This window comes from Nesterenkonia sp. NBAIMH1 (assembly GCF_007922635.1).
Classification (GTDB): domain Bacteria; phylum Actinomycetota; class Actinomycetes; order Actinomycetales; family Micrococcaceae; genus Nesterenkonia; species Nesterenkonia pannonica.
This window is the reverse complement of the sequence record NZ_CP042335.1, coordinates 2,319,346-2,333,398: the sequence shown is the minus strand read 5'-3', so window position 1 is coordinate 2,333,398 and position 14,053 is coordinate 2,319,346. Positions and strand designations below refer to the sequence as shown.

16 protein-coding genes and 3 tRNA genes are annotated in these 14,053 nt (G+C 64.1%); 5 read left to right on the top strand and 14 right to left on the bottom strand.

What is annotated here, in order from left to right; all coding sequences use genetic code 11:
* Positions 1-22 precede the first annotated feature (22 nt).
* Together FS388_RS11235 and FS388_RS11230 are read right to left on the bottom strand one after the other, a co-directional pair.
* Complete coding sequence (locus tag FS388_RS11235) at positions 23-625, bottom strand: DsbA family protein (RefSeq protein WP_146341488.1); 603 nt, start codon at positions 623-625, stop codon at positions 23-25.
* A gap of 88 nt (positions 626-713) precedes the next feature.
* On the bottom strand, positions 714-2,168 hold the full coding sequence (locus FS388_RS11230) for a mycothione reductase (protein WP_146341487.1): 1,455 nt from the start codon (positions 2,166-2,168) through the stop codon (positions 714-716).
* A 101-nt stretch (positions 2,169-2,269) separates the two neighbouring features.
* Here FS388_RS11230 and FS388_RS11225 point away from each other — a divergent pair, with 101 nt between their 5' ends.
* Positions 2,270-2,599, top strand: coding sequence for a putative quinol monooxygenase (locus tag FS388_RS11225; protein ID WP_146341486.1), 330 nt, complete (start codon positions 2,270-2,272; stop codon positions 2,597-2,599).
* An 80-nt stretch (positions 2,600-2,679) separates the two neighbouring features.
* On the top strand, positions 2,680-3,474 hold the full coding sequence (locus FS388_RS11220) for a ParA family protein (RefSeq protein ID WP_146341485.1): 795 nt from the start codon (positions 2,680-2,682) through the stop codon (positions 3,472-3,474).
* A gap of 40 nt (positions 3,475-3,514) precedes the next feature.
* On the opposite strand, the gene FS388_RS11215 is transcribed toward FS388_RS11220, so the two are convergent.
* From FS388_RS11215 to FS388_RS11160, 12 genes are all read right to left on the bottom strand, one after another.
* A complete protein-coding gene (locus FS388_RS11215; RefSeq protein ID WP_371708311.1) occupies positions 3,515-4,120 on the bottom strand; it encodes a MerR family transcriptional regulator in 606 nt (201 codons plus the stop codon).
* A 100-nt stretch (positions 4,121-4,220) separates the two neighbouring features.
* Positions 4,221-4,805 (bottom strand): bifunctional nuclease family protein, encoded by a 585-nt coding sequence (locus FS388_RS11210; RefSeq protein ID WP_146341484.1) that lies wholly within the window; start codon positions 4,803-4,805, stop codon positions 4,221-4,223.
* Between the two features lie 23 nt (positions 4,806-4,828).
* Positions 4,829-5,503, bottom strand: a complete 675-nt coding sequence (locus FS388_RS11205; protein WP_246836202.1) for a MerR family transcriptional regulator — start codon at positions 5,501-5,503, stop codon at positions 4,829-4,831.
* Positions 5,504-5,690: 187 nt separating this feature from the next.
* On the bottom strand, positions 5,691-6,134 hold the full coding sequence (locus FS388_RS11200) for an FHA domain-containing protein (RefSeq protein WP_146341482.1): 444 nt from the start codon (positions 6,132-6,134) through the stop codon (positions 5,691-5,693).
* A gap of 134 nt (positions 6,135-6,268) precedes the next feature.
* Complete coding sequence (gene gcvH, locus FS388_RS11195) at positions 6,269-6,655, bottom strand: glycine cleavage system protein GcvH (protein WP_146341481.1); 387 nt, start codon at positions 6,653-6,655, stop codon at positions 6,269-6,271.
* A gap of 44 nt (positions 6,656-6,699) precedes the next feature.
* Complete coding sequence (gene clpX / locus FS388_RS11190) at positions 6,700-7,992, bottom strand: ATP-dependent Clp protease ATP-binding subunit ClpX (RefSeq protein WP_146341480.1); 1,293 nt, start codon at positions 7,990-7,992, stop codon at positions 6,700-6,702.
* A gap of 18 nt (positions 7,993-8,010) precedes the next feature.
* A complete protein-coding gene (locus FS388_RS11185) occupies positions 8,011-8,652 on the bottom strand; it encodes an ATP-dependent Clp protease proteolytic subunit (protein ID WP_146341479.1) in 642 nt (213 codons plus the stop codon).
* Positions 8,653-8,684: 32 nt separating this feature from the next.
* Positions 8,685-9,290, bottom strand: coding sequence for an ATP-dependent Clp protease proteolytic subunit (locus tag FS388_RS11180; RefSeq protein ID WP_210410195.1), 606 nt, complete (start codon positions 9,288-9,290; stop codon positions 8,685-8,687).
* 183 nt (positions 9,291-9,473) lie between these two features.
* Positions 9,474-10,823: a trigger factor gene (gene tig / locus FS388_RS11175; protein WP_146341478.1), complete on the bottom strand. Its 1,350-nt coding sequence runs from the start codon at positions 10,821-10,823 to the stop codon at positions 9,474-9,476.
* Positions 10,824-10,942: 119 nt separating this feature from the next.
* Positions 10,943-11,016: transfer RNA gene (locus tag FS388_RS11170), tRNA-Pro, on the bottom strand.
* Positions 11,017-11,149: 133 nt separating this feature from the next.
* A tRNA-Lys gene (locus tag FS388_RS11165) sits at positions 11,150-11,222 on the bottom strand.
* 105 nt (positions 11,223-11,327) lie between these two features.
* Positions 11,328-11,855 carry a hypothetical protein gene (locus FS388_RS11160; RefSeq protein ID WP_146341477.1) on the bottom strand — a complete coding sequence of 176 codons (528 nt, stop codon included), beginning with the start codon at positions 11,853-11,855 and terminating at the stop codon, positions 11,328-11,330.
* Positions 11,856-11,956: 101 nt separating this feature from the next.
* Between FS388_RS11160 and bcp the strand changes: the two genes are divergently transcribed.
* The 3 genes from bcp (at position 11,957) to FS388_RS11145 (ending at position 13,927) form a co-directional block, all read left to right on the top strand.
* Positions 11,957-12,430, top strand: coding sequence for a thioredoxin-dependent thiol peroxidase (bcp, locus tag FS388_RS11155; protein WP_146341476.1), 474 nt, complete (start codon positions 11,957-11,959; stop codon positions 12,428-12,430).
* A 34-nt stretch (positions 12,431-12,464) separates the two neighbouring features.
* A tRNA-Leu gene (locus tag FS388_RS11150) sits at positions 12,465-12,546 on the top strand.
* A 403-nt stretch (positions 12,547-12,949) separates the two neighbouring features.
* A complete protein-coding gene (locus FS388_RS11145; RefSeq protein WP_146341475.1) occupies positions 12,950-13,927 on the top strand; it encodes a DUF5996 family protein in 978 nt (325 codons plus the stop codon).
* Positions 13,928-14,053: the final 126 nt, after the last annotated feature.

Here is a 14,053-nt window from a genome sequence, read left to right as displayed (position 1 = left end):
GGACTCGCCCCCCGTGCTGTGCTCAGCCGAGCTGCGGCGACTCGGTGCGGGAGCGCTTCAGCTCGAAGAAGTAGGGGTACTCGGCGAGCGCGACCGCGCCGTCGAAGACCTTGCCTGCTTCCTCGCCCTCGGGGACCCGGGTGATCACCGGACCGAAGAATGCGGTGCCCTTGAAGGCGACGACCGGGGTGCCGACGTCCTGGCCGACCCGCGAGATCCCTTCGTGATGGGAGGCGCGCATGCGCTCGTCGTTGGTGTCCGTCTTCGCCTGCTCCAAGAGGGAGGAGTCGGCGCCGATGCTCTCCAGAGCCTGAGCTGCGGCGGCTTCGAAGTCTCGGTTTCCGCGGTGGTGGATCTCGGTGCCCACTGCGGTGTAGAACTCACCGACCTTCTCCTCGCCGTGCGCGAGCTCCACGGCTGTGGAGGCACGGGCCGGAATCCAACGGGCCAGCTGCTCAGCGTCCTCGGCCGGGCTCGGGTTCTTGTCCTCGTTGAGCACTCCGAGGCTCATCACGTTCCAGTGGACCTCAATGTCGCGGACCTTCTCCACTTCGAGGATCCAGCGGGAAGTTGCCCACGCGAAGGGGCATAGGGGATCGAACCAGAAGTCAACACGCTCTGCCATCGGTACTGTCCTTTCGACGTATTCAGGGTGGGTGCCTCCGTGCCAACTGCTGAGGGCGCCGCGTTGTTCCTCCCCGACGCTGGGTCCGCTACAGCGGTGCGCTGTCCGGAATCGGGACGTCCAGACCCAGCAGCGCGTTCTCGATGACCTCGGTCAGCGCGGGGTGGATCCAGTACTGGCCTCGTGCTGCGGTGTAGGCATCCTGCCCGAGGCTCATGGCTTGGACGATCGGCTGGATGAGGTTCGACGACTGCGTTCCGACGACATGGGCGCCGAGGATCTCACCCGTGCGACGGTCCGCGAGGACCTTGGCCAGACCGTGCATGTCCTCCATGGCCCAGCCGTAGGCGGTGTCGCCGTACTTCTGGACTTTGACGGTGACGTTCGCCTGGCCTATCGAGTCGACTGCCTCGGCCTCGGTCATCCCGACGAACGCGATCTCCGGGTGGGAGAACACAGCGGCAGGCACGGCGAAGGTGCGGGCCTGCCTGAGATCCCGAGGATTCTCCAGGTTGTGCGAGACCACCCGCGCTTCGTGGTTGGCCACATGTTTGAGCATCGCCTCGGAGCAGATGTCCCCGGCTGCGTACAGGCCTGGGACCGGCCGGCCTTCGGACAGCACACGCTGGTGGGCGTCGACGGCCAGCCGTCCGTCCTCATGGAGGTCCAGGCCCACGTCGGCAGCGCCGATCAGATCCGTGTTGGGGGTCCGCCCCGTGGCGACGAGCACGCAGTCGGCGTCGTAGGTCTCAGCCCGACCGTCCGAGGTCACCACGTGGGCGGTGACCCCACCCTGCTCGGAGTCGGGCTCGTGCGGCTCCAACGAGGCGAGGGTGCGCTGGTATCGCACGGTCCAGTTCTTCTCGGCCTGGGCCGAATACGCCTGGGCGATCTCTTCGTCGAGCTGGCGCATCAGCCCCTGGCTGCGGTTCACTTGGACCACGCTGCTGCCCAGGCCGGAGAAGATCGCCGCGAACTCGCAGGCGATGTAGCCGCCGCCGACGATGAGCACGCGCTCAGGCAGCTCTTCCAGCCGCATGACGGTGTCCGAGGTATGGACCTGGGGCAGCGTGATGCCTGGCACCTCAGGAATGACCGGCCGCGATCCTGCGGCGATCACAAGCTGCTCGGCGCGGACCTCGGTGCCTGTCGTCTCCGAGCGGAAGGACCTGTGTCCGGTCAGCGTGACCTTCTCCTGGAGCAGGTGCACATTTTCAAGACTCTCCCGGTACTCCCGCCCTCCTGACGAGATGGCATCGATGCGGCCGAAGATTCTGTCCCGTATGGCGGGCCAGTCGGCGCGGGCCTCCCCCATCGTGACCCCGAGGCGGGCTGCTTCGTGGGGTGCGCGGGCCAGTGCGGACGGACGGACGAACATTTTGGTGGGAATGCACCCCACGTTCAGGCACGTGCCCCCGAAGGCGCCGGTGGCATCGATGCCCTTGTCGGCCAGGACCACCTCTTTGTCGTTCCAGAAGGGTGTGATGAGGGAATTGCCGGAGCCGGAGCCGATGATCGCCAGGTCAGGTCGCAGTGTTGCCATGATCCCCATCCTAGGTCGGCGGAGCCTCGGAATGGTGTGGGAGCATCTGCGGTTGCAGTGCTGGACATTCGCTCATTCTTTGGAAAGGAGAGACCACAACGATGATTCTGATTGTGGTGAAGTTCCCGGTGAAGCCGGAGTATGCGGAGGAGTGGCCTGAGCTGACTCGCGAGTTCACCGAGTCGACCCGCGCCGAGCCCGGCAACAAGTTCTTCGAGTGGTCGCGCAGCCTGGAGGACCCGAACGAATATGTCCTCGTGGAGGGCTTTGATGACGACGCCGCCGAGGCGCATGTCACCTCCGACCACTTCCAGCGTGCGATCAGCTCTGAGGGGCCGATGTTCGGGGCCCTCGCCTCGACCCCGCGCATCATTTCCCGCAGCATCGACGCTGATGGCTGGGAGGAGATGGGCGAGATGCAGGTCAGCTGACGGCCTCAGCATCCTCAGCGACTCTCCGACGTGCCCCCGCGGTTGCACCGTGGGGGCACGTCGCGTCTTAGGATGGGCAGGTGCAGATCTTAAGCGTCTCCAGTTTGAAAGGCGGGGTCGGCAAGACCTCGGTCACCATGGGCCTGGCTTCGGCCGCCCTCAACGCAGGGGTCAAGACGCTGGTGATCGACCTTGATCCGCACGCTGATGCGACCACGGGCCTTGCCGTAACCCGGGGCACCGGCAAGGAGGCGGGCCTGCTTCTGCGGGAGTACCGCAGGGCCGACATCACCCAGCACACCATCCCTTCCGGGTGGGTGGAGCTGCTGCCGGAGGACCGGCAGGAGGAGGCTGTCCTCGATGTGGTCGCCGGCTCGGCAATCTCCGCAACCTTCGACCGCCCGGATATTCGTCCGCGGGATATGAAGCGCCTGAAGACACTCGTCGACAAGCTCGAAGGGTACGACCTCGTGCTTGTCGACTGCCCTCCGTCCCTCTCAGGCCTGACCCGCATTGCGTGGGGGGCTTCGAACCAGGTCCTGCTGGTGGCGGAGCCGAGCCTCTTCTCCGTCGCGGGCACAGAGCGCACCATGCGCGCTATCCGCATGTTCTCCAACGAGTATGCCCCGCAGCTGACTCAGGCCGGGGTCGTGGTCAACCGTGCACGCGCCGACTCGGTCGAGCATGAGTATCGCCTGCTGGAGATGGAGCGGCTCTACGCGGACAAGATGATGCTCCCCGTGCTCGAGGAGAACCCCTTCTGGCAGCAGATACAAGGGGCCGCATACCCGGTCCACCAGTGGCCCTCGGACCAGGTGCGGGACATGGCGAAGAGCTTCGACGAACTGCTCAAGCAGCTCATCAAGGTCGACTGAGCAGGCGGCGCGCTCCGAGCGGAGGCTCGGAGCGCCGCAGCTATGAGGCTTTTCGCGCCCGCATCTGCGAAAGCTCGTCAGTGCCCTCGAAGGCTCTCTCGGGCTCGACCTGGGCGGCGTCCGCGTGGGCTTCGGTGCGTTCGCGGGGCAGCTCTGCGAGCGATCCCTCCACCTCTCGCCACACCCGTCCGACGGCAATGCCGAATACGCCCTGTCCGCCCTGGACCAGATCGATCACCTCGTCCTGCGATGTGCATTCGTACACCGAAGCGCCATCAGACATCAGGGTGATCTGCGCCAGGTCTTCGACACCTCGCTCGCGCAGATGCTCGATCGCCGCCCGGATCTGCTGCAGCGAAACCCCGGTGTCCAGCAGACGCTTGACGACTTTCAGCACCAGAATGTCGCGAAATGAGTACAGACGGGCCGAACCAGATCCGGACGCATTGCGCAGCGAGGGCTGCACGAGCTTGGTCCGGGCCCAGTAGTCCAGCTGGCGGTAGGTGATTCCGGCCGCAGAGCAGGCGATGGGGCCGCGGTAGCCCATCTCCTCATCAAGGTCGGGGAGGCCGTCGTCGAACAGCCGGTCCTGAGCTGCGGGCTGCTGACGCGCCCTCCGAGTCTCAGAGCTGAAGTCCAGGCTCACCGGTCACCTTCTCATCACGTATCGAGGGGGAAGCTTATGATCTGCCCATCAGTCTAGCGCCGCAGACTCGGCATGGGACCCGCTGGTGCCGCGCGTGTTGCTACCGGCCGTTGCCTCCGTGCCCTGAGCTGCCGAAGTCATCAGGCTCTGCCTCGCTGAGAAACCTCTGAAACTCGGCGATCTCCTCCTCAGAGATGGGAGACCTGTTCGCAGGCTCTCCCTCAGGGTGAGCGGATTCTGCCGGCGCGTCATGGGGATCTGCTCTCGCACTGAATGCGACGCTCCGCAGAGTGTCGCGACGCATCGTGACAGGACACTTGGCCCGCACAGCGACGGCGATGGCATCGGAGGCACGCGCATCGAGCGTCCTGCCGGAGCTGAGCGCGAGCGTGCCCCGGTAGGTTGAGGCGTCCATCAGGCTGATCTCTACGTGCGCCACTCCTCCGCCCAGGGTCTCAAGCACATTCGTCAGCAGATCGTGGGTCAGAGGACGCGGCGGAATCTCGCCCTGGAGCGCTCGTGCTACGGCTGCCGCCTCGGAGGGCCCGACCACGACGGCGAACTGCTGACGCCCCTCCGAGTCCTGGTCGGCAGCGCGCAGGATGATCACAGGCTGACTGGAGGGCAGCTCGACACGCACACCGACGATGTCCAGCATGACCTGCTCACCGGGCCGATCCTCCATGGCACCAGTGTAGGCCTCTGAGCTCAGCCGCGGTCGATCTTTTCGACGGCGGAATCCATGATGGATGAGCGAAGCTCCTTCAGCGACTGCAGCATCTCTTTGGACGACTCTGCCACCCGCGCCCTCGCGGCGGCGTCCTTGCGCATCGCGTGGGGAGCCATGGCGCGAGCGATGAGATCCAGCTCGGAATCGGCTGAGCGCCGGATTCCTACGAGGTGCTTGGGCTCCAGGCCGTACCGTGCGAGGACGCGGACGGCCTTGACGGCTTTGAGGTCCTGATGGCTGTAGTTGCCCTGCTCGTCCGCCGCGATGATGCGGAACTTCTCCAGGGTGTCGAGCATTCCGCGAGTGGCGCCCGAGAGAGCTCGGAGCTCTTTGCGGCTCATTGGCCGCATCCGGCCGGTGATCTGCCCTGCTACGTCGTCGGTGATGTCGCGGGGACCGACCGGAGCATGCTCCGGGAGGGCCTCCGGCTTCTCCCCGCGGTCGATGGCGTCCATCGTCTCTTTGATGACGTCCAGCGGCATATACCTGTCCCTCTGGAGGGCGAGGATGAACCGCAGACGCTCGACGTCGGAGGCTGAGTACTTCCGGTACCCGGAGTCGGTGCGGGCGGGTTCGACAAGATCCCGCTCTTCGAGGAACCGCAGCTTGGAGGCTGAGAGATCGGGATATTCGTTCTGCAGTTCACGCAGCACCTCGGAAATGGTGAATACGTGCGCCTCTGCGGGCGCTCTGGTATCGGTACTCTCGTTCTTCGCCGCCTGTTTCGGCGTGCGAGCAGGCCTTGCGCTCACTGCGTGTCCTCTTTCAGGCTCAGGGGAAGGTGAAGCCATGAAACACAATAACGCCCTGTGCCCTTTTCAGCAGTTATTTCAGCTCGACTTATTTCGATGAGGCGTAGAACGTGAGGCGGAATTTGCCGATCTGAACGACGTCTCGGGGCTGGAGGAGGTGCTGATCCACCCGGTTGTGATTGACGTAGGTGCCGTTGAGGCTGCCCAGATCCTCGAGCACGAAGCCTTCGGGAGTCTTGTGGAATCTCACGTGCCGCCGAGACACAGTGACGTCGTCGAGGAGTATTTCGGCCTCCGGGTGACGGCCCACCGTGGTCACGTCTCCGTCCAGCAGGAACCTGGCTCCCTGATTGGCGCCGCTGTGGGCGATCAGGAGCGCAGAGCCCGGAGGCAGTGCCCCCAGGGCGCGGCTGTCGACGTCTGAGAGATATGCCTCGAGGCTGCCCGTTGTAGTGGGCGGCAAGGAGATGGATGTGGTCTCACCGGCCCCGTACCGCCGTCCGCGTGCCCGTTCTGAACTGGCCTGTTCCACGCTGCCCTCCTCTGCCGATCATGCGCGCTTGACCTAGGGTCACAACTATATAACAGACAGAGACATAGATTAACCTTCTTCGACGCACAGATTCAGCGTCGGCGGTCAGGATGCGAAGAACGGACGGGTCTTGCTCAGCCAGCCCCCTGTGAGTACTGCTCGGCGGACAGAAGCGCCTTATAGCCGGACTCTGCGGCGAGCCGCATTTCGAACAGCCATCCCCCGCCGTAGGGCTCGGCGTTGACCGTCTGCGGCTGCTGGTCAAGCTCCGAGTTCACCGCCGTGATCTCTCCGGCGACAGGGGCATAGATGTCGGAGACCGACTTGGTGGACTCCACCTCGCCGACGACGTCCCCTGCTGCGACGGCTGCTCCGACGGCAGGGTGGTCGACATAGACGACTTCGCCCAGGGCATCCTGTGCGAAGTCGGTGATGCCCACTCGCACGATGCTGTCTTCGTTGGGCTCGCTCACCCATTCGTGCTCGGAGCTGTATCTCAGGTTCTCCGGGATGCTGCTCATGCCAGGTTCACTCCGTTCTTCGGGCCGCTCGAGCGGCGAAGGGTTCAGGCGGTCTTCTTGTGGAGCTTCTTTGCTTCGGAGCGGCTCAGCATGACGGGCTCCGCACCCTCAGCCACGACCTCCTCGGTGATCGTGATGGTGGCGACGTCCTCGTGGTCGGGAAGCTCGAACATCACCGGGTTGAGCACGGTCTCCAGAATGCTGCGGAGTCCGCGGGCGCCCGTGCCGCGCACCTCTGCCATCCCGACGATCGCGCGGATCGCCGCGTCCGTGAACTCGAGCTCCACATCCTCCAGCGAAAAGATCTTCTGGTACTGCTTGATCAGGGCGTTCTTAGGCTGCGTGAGGATGGCGACCAGCGCCTCGGTGTCCAGCTCCTCCACGGTGGCCACTACTGGCAGGCGTCCGATGAACTCTGGGATCAGGCCGAACTTGTGCAGATCTTCAGGCTCAAGGTCGCTGTAGGTGATCTCCTCGCGGGTGATCGTCGACAGCGGGGCACCGAAGCCGAGACCTTTCTTCCCGGTCCGCGACTCAATGATCTCTTCCAGTCCGGCGAATGCGCCCGACACAATGAACAGGACGTTCGAGGTGTCGATCTGGATGTATTCCTGGTTGGGGTGCTTCCGTCCGCCCTGCGGCGCGACCTGCGCGGTGGTGCCCTCGAGGATCTTCAGGAGGGCCTGCTGGACTCCTTCACCGGAGACGTCTCGTGTGATCGAAGGGTTCTCCGACTTGCGGGAGATCTTGTCGATCTCATCGATATAGACGATGCCCTGCTCCGCCTTCTTCACGTCCCCGTCGGCGGCCTGAATGAGCTTCAGAAGGATGTTCTCGACATCTTCGCCCACATAGCCGGCCTCCGTGAGGCTGGTCGCATCGGCCACGATGAACGGAACCTGCAGCTTCCTGGCCAGAGACTGTGCCAAGTAGGTCTTCCCCGATCCGGTGGGTCCGACCATCAGGATGTTCGACTTGCCGATCTCCACGTCGTCGAAGTCGCCCTGCGAGATGCTTGCCGTCTTGGACGCGCTGCCGGTGATCTGCACACGCTTGTAGTGGTTGTGGACAGCCACAGCCAGGGTCTTCTTGGCTGCGTGCTGTCCCACCACGTACTCGTCGAGGTAGCGGTAGATCTGCTTGGGGGTCGGAAGCTCGAAGGTGTCCGTCTCCTGGACCTCGTTGAGGTGCTCCTCGATGATCTCGTTGCAGAGCTCGATGCACTCGTCGCAGATATACACACCGGGGCCACCGATGAGCTTGTAGCGGACCTGCTTCTGGTTCTTCCCGCAGAAGGAGCACTTGAGCAGGTCGCTGCTCTCGCCGATTCGCGCCATAGTCCCCAGCCTAAGCCACTAGGAGGGCAGTTTGCGGGAGGTCAGAACGTCGTCCACCAGACCGTATTCCTTGGCCGCGTGCGCCGAGAGGAACTTGTCACGGTCGATGTCTTCTCTGACCTGCGCGGCGGTCTGGTTGGTGTGATGCGCCAGGACCTCTTCCATCCACGTACGGATGCGTCGAATCTCGTCTGCCTGGATGGCGAGGTCCGTGGCTGTGCCGCGAGTGCCTCCCGTAGCCGGCTGATGGATCAGAACGCGACCGTTGGGCAGTGCGTACCGCTTCCCGGGTGTGCCGGCCGCGAGCAGGACTGCCGCAGCTGAGGCGGCCTGGCCCAAGCACACAGTCTGCACGTGGGGCCGGATGTACTGCATCGTGTCGTAGATAGCGGTCATGGCGGTGAATGATCCGCCGGGCGAGTTGATGTAGAGAGTGATGTCCCGCTCGGAATCCATGGACTCAAGCACGAGCAGCTGAGCCATGATGTCGTCGGCCGAAGCGTCGTCCACCTGAGTGCCCAGGAAGACGATGCGCTCCTCGAAAAGCTTCGCGTAGGGGTCCTGACGCTTGAAGCCGTAGGGAGTCCGCTCCTCGAACTGAGGCATGATGTAGCGGGCGGAGGGCATCTCGGGCGCGTTCTGAGAAAAGTCGAAGTTCATGCTGGTGCTCCTAAAGTTCCGTCGTCGTTCTCTCAGACTCCCCCGCCGCCGGAGACGGTCGAGGAGCGCTGGGCGATCTTGTCGAAGAAGCCGTATTCGAGGCCTTCATGTGCGGTGAACCACTTGTCGCGGGCATTGTCCTCAAGGATCGTCTCCACGGACTGCCCGGTCTGTTCCGCGGTGAGCTCCGCCATGACCTGCTTCATGTGCTGAATGAGCTCCGCCTGGATTCGCACATCGGACTCGGTGCCTCCGATGCCGCCCGAAGGCTGGTGCATCAGGATGCGAGCATGCGGGGTCGCGAAGCGCTTGCCGGGTGTGCCCGAGGACAGCAGGAACTGTCCCATGGATGCCGCGAGGCCTGTGGCCACGGTGACGACATCATTGGGGATGAACTTCATGGTGTCGTAGATGGCCATGCCGGCCGTTACGGACCCGCCGGGCGAGTTGATGTAGAGGTAGATGTCGCGCTCGGGGTCCTCTGCGGAGAGAAGCAGCATCTGGGAGCAGATGGCGTTCGCGTTGTCGTCGCGAACATCTGAGCCCAGCCAGATGATTCTCTCTTTGAGGAGACGGTTATAGATGTAGTTGTCCTGGGATTCCGGAGCCACGCTCTGGGCGGTGGGCAACTCAGACACTGGGGTACCTCCACTGTGGTCTGCTGTCATTCTCGTCACTGAACACTAGCCCACGGGAACGCCGGCTCTGGGCACTTACGCGGGGCTGTTCGCCGTGGGCACATGCAGTCTCTGGCGGTGTATGCGCAGAACCCCCGGCATCGCGCGGACGCCGGGGGTTCTGCTGCTGAGATGCTCGGAGGACTACTTCTCCTCGGAGGACTCCTCTGCGGCGATCTCCTCGCCGTCCTCGCCCTCAGAGGGCGGGGTGACGAACGAGGTCAGGTCCACCTCGTTGCCGTCGCTGTCTTTGACTGCAGCGTACTCAAGGACTTTGGCCAGTGCCTTGCGCCGACGGACCTCTCCGAGGATCATCGGGATCTGGCCGGCCTGCTCCAGCATCTGGGCGAACTGGTTGGGCTCCATGCCGTACTGGCCGGAGGTCGCGACGATGTATTCGATGACCTCGGACTGCTCGACTCCGACTTCCTCGCGCTCGGCGACGATGTCCAGCACCATCTCGTTGCGGAAGGCGTCCTCGGTCTGCTTGCGGATCTCCTCGCGGTGGGAGTCCGTGTCGTGGTCGTCGCCCTCCGAGTGGCCCTGGCCGCTGAAGTGCTGCTCGATCTGCTCGTTCACCACGGATTCCGGGACGGGGATCTCCACCAGACCGATGAGCTTCTCGAGGACCTTGTCGCGGGCTTCGACGCCCTGCTCCTCAAGCACGGTCTGCTCAGCCTTGGACGCGAGGTCCTCGCGAAGCTCGTCGATGGTGTCGAACTCTGAAGCCATCTGAGCGAACTCATCGTCAGCTTCGGGCAGCTCGCGCTCCTTGACTGCAGTGAGGGTCACTGTGACCTGGGCCTGCTCGCCCGAGTGCTCGCCGCCGGCGAGGGTCGTCTCAAAGGTTGCATCCTCTGACGGCGACAGGCCTTCGAGGGCCTCGTCGAGTCCCTCGAGCATGTTTCCGGCGCCGACCTGGTAGCTCAGGCCGTCGGCTGAGTCGACTTCCTCGCCGTCGACCTTTGCGCTCATGGCAATCGTGACGAAGTCCTGCTGCGCAGCGGGACGGTCCACATCCTTGAGGGCGCCGAAGCGGTCGCGCAGCTCGTCGAGCTCCTTCTGCACCGCAGCCTCGTCGGCTTCGCGGGCCTCAACCTCGACCTCGAGGCCTTTGTAGTCGGGGAGCTCGATGCGGGGCTTGATGTCCAGCTCGCCGGAGAACTTCAGGACGCCCTCTTTGGTCTTCACATCGGGAATCTCGTCGACAGACACCTCAGGCTGCGAGAGCGGCGTGATCTCGGCGTCGTCCAGGCCGGCGCGGTAGAAGTCCTGGAGGCCGTCGTTGATGGCCTGCTGCACAACGTATTCCCGCCCCACACGCTGGTCGATGATGGCAGCAGGGACCTTGCCCTTGCGGAAGCCTGGAACCTGAACCTGTTCGGCAATGCTGCTGTAGGCGGCCTTGATCTTGGGCTCGAGCTCTTCGCTCGACACCTCGACCGTGAGCTTGACTCGGGTCGGGTTCAGTTCTTCAACGGTGCTCTTGACCACGTTTATGGGCTCCTGGGTCTACGGGTTACGGGTTGGCGTCCGCGCAGCGCAGCCGATGGATCGGCTCGTCAGGTCTGAAGGATGCGGCTGCATTCGCGCAGCCGCATCCTTCGACACCGTCGGGGCGACAGGATTTGAACCTGCGACCTCCTGCTCCCAAAGCAGGCGCTCTACCAAACTGAACTACACCCCGCCGCTGCGGACACGGACCGATACACAGTACCCGTTAGGAGCTGAGCCGCGCCACTGCGCGGAACTGAACCGCCCGAAAGCAGAGAAGCCGCCGATCAGATGACCAGCGGCTTCCGCTTCGCACGATCTCAGCGTGGGCCCCGCGGGACTTGAACCCGCAACCTGCAGATTAAGAGTCTGATGCTCTGCCAGTTGAGCTAGAGGCCCCAATCAGGGGTATCTGATTCGTGCAGTCTGCTGCCCAAGCGCGCCGGGGCAACGACAGGAAACCTTAGCACGGGCTCACGGTGACCGCCAACCGCACATGGCCCCTCACGGCCGCAGGGGGTGCTCGACGCTGTTCATGAAGTGATCGAGGAAGTCGTAGAAGTCCTCCACATCCCTTTTCTGATGCAGCGGAAGCCCTGGAAGGCCGGAGAATTCCACGGTTTCCCGAATGTCGAGATTCAGCTCTGTGCCTGCAGAGAGCACGATGCGGACGGTGGTGCCCTCCGTGGCCATTCCCGCCAGGTTCGTGAGATTCACAGGCACTGGGACCCTCGGCGCAGCGTCAGCGGAGGTGCCGGGCTCCATGCGGGGCAGCGCCTCATCGAGGTCGACAGGGCAGAGGACCATCTCCACCGGCTCACGCCGATAGCCCACCAGGAGATGCCGAGCGGCGCCGACAGCCTCCATCGCGGAGAGCTCGGGCCCCTCGAGGGACCACAGACCGGCAGCCGGAGCATTCTCGGCGTAGAGGAGGTTGTAGGCCCCGAAGTTCATGACGGATGCGTCGAAGGTGGAGCGCAGCGCGGCCACCAGACGCCGCTCCGCCTCGCCGCGCTCACTCTTGATCACCATGCACCCATTCTATGAAAGGGGTGTGACAGATGCGTGAACGTGCTCGGCCGGAGCCGTAGGCTGGAGCCGACACTGCCCGCGACATGCCGAAAGGAAGCCCCATGACTGCTCAGCTTGAACCAGGGGACCTCGCCCCAGACTTCACCCTGCCCTCAGCAGGCGGCAGCACCGTCACCCTCTCGGAGCTGCGCGGCGAGAAGGTCGTCGTGTACTTCTACCCCAAAGCTTCGACGCCCGGGTGCACCACCCAGGCCTGTGACTTCCGAGACTCCCTGGCCTCCCTTCAGGGCGCAGGCTATAAGGTGCTCGGCGTGTCCCCGGACGGAGTGCCCGCACTGGAGAAGTTCGCCGCAGACCAGGAGCTGCAGTTCCCCCTTCTCTCCGACGAGGACCACGCCGTCGCCGAATCGTACGGAGCATGGGGAGAGAAGAAGAACTACGGCAAAGTGACCGAAGGGCTCATCCGGTCCACCGTCGTGATCGATGAATCTGGGAGCGTCTCGCATGCGCTCTACAACGTGAAGGCCACCGGCCACGTCGCACGTCTGCGGAAGACGCTCGGCCTGGACAGCTAAACTGGAAGGCCGTTGTGCTCACGCACGACGGTACGCGCGAGTGGCGGAATTGGCAGACGCGCTGGATTTAGGTTCCAGTGTCTTTTGACGTGGGGGTTCAAGTCCCCCCTCGCGCACAGGCAAGCTGCCTACGCCCAGCCCTGCGAACTGATCATCCACCACACCGTGGAGGAAGATCCTCTCCCTCTCATCTCGAAACTGGTGCTTCTGCACCGTCTTCGGCAATTCTTGCCGAATTCAGAGGGACTCGCCGGACCAGAATCTGGGAGCAGACCCTCTCAATCAGGGCCTGGACGCGGGTGCGGAGCAGGCCTAATCTGTTGTGTGAGAGCCCTAGCTATCTATAGGCAGGGGGCGGGACTCCGACGACGGCGTCGCCACCCAGGCGGTTCGGCGACTCTCATGGGAAAGGACCAGCATCCTATGATCCCGAGTGAGCGATGGTCACGCGTGTGAGCGCCGCCCGCGGCGAAGAGTGCCCGCGACTCGACGGCCTGCGCGCCCACGGAGTCCACGTCGATGAGATCCGGGCTGCTGACCGTGGCTGAGCACCATGGATCCGCAGGACAGGCATGGCCGCGTCTGCGAGTTGAGGACTGGGCAGAGACCCGGAGCACGCTGCACATGTGGACTCAGATCGTGGGCAAGATTCGGCTGGTCCACGCACCCCTGCTCAACCACTGGTGGCAGGTCACCCTGTACGTCAGCCCCAGAGGCCTGACCACGTCGATGATTCCGCACCCTCGTGGAGCATTCGACATGGAATTCGACTTCATCGACCACCAGCTGGTCATCCGTACCAGCGAGGGGTCGGTGCGGACCGTGGCGCTCGAGCCCAAACCTGTGGCGATCTTCTATTCGGAGACGATGGCGGCCCTCACCGACCTCGGCATCGAAGCGCGAATCCAGTCACAGCCCAATGAGGTCGATCCGGCGATTCCCTTCGCAGAGGACTACGAGCACGCCTCCTACGACGGCGTCTCGGCACGGCTGTTCTGGCGCCAGCTGCTCCTGGCGGACAGGGCTATGGGCGAATTCCGCTCCCACTTCGTGGGCAAAGTCAGCCCCGTGCACTTCTTCTGGGGCTCGATGGACCTCGCCTGCACACGATTCTCCGGCCGCACCGCCCCGCCGCATCCGGGCGGTGCCCCGAACTGCGGCGACTGGGTCATGGTGGAGGGATACTCCCACGAGCTGAGCAGCTGCGGGTTCTGGCCCGGCGGTGGGGAAGAAGGCGCGTTCTACGCCTACGCGTATCCCGAACCGGCGGGCTTCTCCGAGTTCCCGGTGGCGCCTGCCGACGCCTCCTACAGCGTCGAGGGCGGACAGTTTCGTCTGCCCTACGAGACCGTTCGCAGGACCGATGACCCGGCGGACACGCTTCGCCGGTTCCTGCACAGCACCTATGAGGCCGCCGCTGAGCGGGGGCAGTGGGACCGCAAGGCGCTCGAGGACCAGCCCGACCGATGGAGCCATGAGCAGACCCGCGGCCGCTGACCTCGCAGCTCGACGTGTCAGGCTGAGCTGCACTGCCACGGCTGTCCCGAATGCTTCACCCCGACTCTGCGGAGATGCGTCGGGCCTGAAGGCACAGGCGATATGCTTGCGCACTGCACAGACGGC